Source organism: Candidatus Accumulibacter cognatus (assembly GCF_000584975.1).
Taxonomy (GTDB): domain Bacteria; phylum Pseudomonadota; class Gammaproteobacteria; order Burkholderiales; family Rhodocyclaceae; genus Accumulibacter; species Accumulibacter cognatus.
The window spans coordinates 1-2,770 of sequence record NZ_JDST02000140.1 but is presented as its reverse complement, the minus strand read 5'-3'; the positions used below and the strand labels follow the sequence as shown (position 1 = coordinate 2,770).

Annotated in this window: 3 protein-coding genes and 2 pseudogenes; 2 read left to right on the top strand and 3 right to left on the bottom strand. The window is 62.5% G+C overall.

The features are described 5' to 3' along the window. Positions 1–712: pseudogene (gene acnA, locus AW06_RS19355) on the top strand (aconitate hydratase); the annotation flags it as partial. Between the two features lie 510 nt (positions 713–1,222). Here the strand turns inward: acnA and AW06_RS19350 are convergent. Then, positions 1,223–1,603, bottom strand: a complete 381-nt coding sequence (locus tag AW06_RS19350) for a transposase (RefSeq protein WP_273704921.1) — start codon at positions 1,601–1,603, stop codon at positions 1,223–1,225. Positions 1,604–1,732: 129 nt separating this feature from the next. On the opposite strand from AW06_RS19350, the pseudogene AW06_RS21375 reads away from it, so the two are divergent. After that, positions 1,733–1,810, top strand: a pseudogene (locus tag AW06_RS21375) (hypothetical protein); the annotation flags it as partial. A 332-nt stretch (positions 1,811–2,142) separates the two neighbouring features. Here the strand turns inward: AW06_RS21375 and AW06_RS19340 are convergent. Together AW06_RS19340 and AW06_RS19335 are read right to left on the bottom strand one after the other, a co-directional pair. Further along, a complete protein-coding gene (locus tag AW06_RS19340; RefSeq protein WP_046536732.1) occupies positions 2,143–2,433 on the bottom strand; it encodes a BrnA antitoxin family protein in 291 nt (96 codons plus the stop codon). Positions 2,434–2,473: 40 nt separating this feature from the next. Next, on the bottom strand, positions 2,474–2,671 hold the full coding sequence (locus AW06_RS19335) for a BrnT family toxin (protein WP_246149061.1): 198 nt from the start codon (positions 2,669–2,671) through the stop codon (positions 2,474–2,476). Positions 2,672–2,770: the final 99 nt, after the last annotated feature.

Here is a 2,770-nt window from a genome sequence, read left to right as displayed (position 1 = left end):
CACCGACCATATCTCGCCGGCCGGTTCGTTCAGCGAGAATACGCCGGCCGGGCAGTGGCTCACGCAGCAGGGAGTCAAACGCGTCGACTTCAACTCCTACGGCGCCCGCCGCGGCCACCATGAGGTGATGATGCGCGGCACCTTCGCCAATGTGCGCCTCCGTAACCTGATACTGCCGGCCGACGCCGAAGGACGCCAGCCACAGGGCGGCTACACGCTGCTCGACGGCCAGCAGACGACGGTCTTCGCCGCCGCGATGCACCATCTCGAGCGTGGCACGCCGACGCTGATCTTCGCCGGCGAGGAGTATGGAACCGGGTCGTCACGCGACTGGGCCGCCAAGGGGACCCGCCTGCTCGGCGTGCGCGCGGTGATCGCGCGCAGCTACGAGCGAATTCACCGTGCCAATCTGGTCGGCATGGGCGTCCTGCCACTGCAGTTCGTGGCCGACGATTCGGTGACTTCTCTGGGCCTGCGCGGCGACGAGACCTTCGACATCCTCGGCATCGGCCCGAGCCTGTTGCCGATGCAGGCGCTCACCCTGGTGATCGAGCGCGCCAACGGCGAGCGTAGCGAACACCCGCTGCTGTGCCGCATCGACACGGCGATCGAGGTCAGTTACTACCGCTCGGGCGGCATCCTGCCCTACGTTCTCGGCGAACTGCTCGGAGCACCCGCGGGAAACACGACCGATCCATTGCTGCAGGCTTGACGGTTCGAGCGTAACCGTTCACTCCCCCTATGCTGCTGCCGGGATAGCAGGGCGCGCAGGGAGCGGCAAACTCGTGCGAGTAGCGGCGATGACGGTGCCGACGTAGAGCCAGGAGGAGGCCTCACGAGGGCGGCAGGTTTCGATGACGCTGCCCAGGAAAGCGCAGGCTCGAGAGCCCGCTTCGGAGCAGGTGCCGTGGATGAGGTAGCGCGCAATGACCCGGTGGCACAGCGCCTGTTCGGCGGCGTTGTTGGAAAGTGGCGGAGGGGATTCGGCGACCTGGCGCAGGATTACGTCCCAGTCGTAGAGTAATTAACATTCACGCACGATGCTGCGTAGCGCAGGGTGGGCATCTATCCGATGCGCCTCGGACAAGTGCTTTAGCCACGCGATGTGGCGACTTCGCGCACCAGCAGCCCTTCCGGCGGCGGAGGCTCAAGCCTCGTCGCGTAGAGGGCGGCCCTTCAGCGTTTGCATGGAGCCTTCCATTTCCTTTCCGACCCCGGCCACCTATCTATCGGTCGATTCAGCCAGGCCTCGCAACTTGCGCCTCAGATGCAGCCAACAGCACAGGTGGTTATTCCAGGCGCGGTAGCCATCGCTGAGAAAAATGCCGTGATAGACGTCTTGCAAGGCGTTCTCCAGCATCTCCCCGGTGCGCGGACCGATGAGGAACAGCACCAGGTGAGTCGTGACCAAAGCCCATAGCCACAGCAGCAGGCCGGATTCCTTCCACGAGGTTTCATCCACAGTTAGTTGCGGCGCCGGCACGAGGTCAGCCACCAGCCTGTCCTCCAGCGGGAAACTGGCGCGCCCCGCTTCCCGGATCGTCTCGTCGATCACGCCGATGCTCAGCATCAGGCCGGTCCATTCCATCAGCCCCTCGCGAATACGCGCCAGCTACAGGCGCAGCCAAAGGAAGACGAGGACGCCGGCCAACAGTGGACCTACCCTGCGCCACTCGCCCAACTCAATGATTACGAAGGCGACCCTGCCGTCCGGCGTGTTCGCGTTCGTCTCCGGGTCTCCCCGCAAGAGCTCGAAATCATTGGCGACGCCGTGCGTGCCGCCGAAATCGAGCGCATGCTCTGCGGTTGAACGCTCGCCTCGGGAGTTAATGCTGGCAATCTGCCTGGTCCACGCTTCACCCGACGTTAGAAAGGGATGCGGATGGCGTACAAGCATCCACTGAACCGATGGATCAGAACATTCACATTGAGCAAGACCCCCACAGCAAACGCCTTCCTCGTCTCTCAGATGGTCGGAGTGCTCGTTGGTGACCACTTTTTATCCCGCGATGGAAGTGGACGGAACCATGGACGGCCGCCGGCTCGCTGGTCCTGCTGGTCGTCGGGGGTGGCGCTTGGGTCAGGGCCTTTTGCAAGAATCACAGGTGTGTTTTCATAAGTCCAGCCAACGAGCCCCAGCGTTCAGGCCAGGTGCAATTCCTCCCGGATCACTCGCCGCAACGTCTCTTCGATCGTCTTCTGCTGCATTGCTTCGCGCAAGGTGGCGTTGATCAGCGTCTGGTATCCACGCCCACCGGCCTGCTGCTTGAACCACGCCACGACATCCGGATCGAGCGTGATGTTGATCTTCTGCTTCTTCATCGCTGGGGGATGCAGGCCCACGCGGTGCACCGCCTGCGCGAAATCTTCGGGCGACCAGACCGGCGCTTCATCGAGATCGTCAGAGGCTTGCAAAGTAGTATTCCCGTTCATGGCGCTCGGCCTTTCGCATCCAAATGACCTGGATCGTGTCTTATGTCTCGGTGTGCGCAATCACCACCACATCGACTCCCGGCAAACCACCCGTTGAAAAACGCGCCTCGCTGTAGGAGAGGCGCGTATCCGGTCGCGTCAGGGTATGCCCTGCGAACACCCGCGAAGCGTCAGCGAAATCAAGCCCATGCTTCTTCAGGTTGGCCTGCCGCTTGGCATTGTTCCAAGTGAAGTTCATGCGTTAGCATATACGATTATCTCTATCGTTATCGTATGGATTCACCACGCACCGAAGCCGCCCCTTCCTGCATCGGCTTCGACAGCGAAGCGCTGGGGC

Coding starts and splice junctions, on each gene's coding strand:
- AW06_RS19340 (WP_046536732.1), bottom strand. CDS start 2,433: ATGAACGGGAATACTACTTTGCAAGCCTCTGACGATCTCGATGAAGCG.
- AW06_RS19335 (WP_246149061.1), bottom strand. CDS start 2,671: ATGAACTTCACTTGGAACAATGCCAAGCGGCAGGCCAACCTGAAGAAG.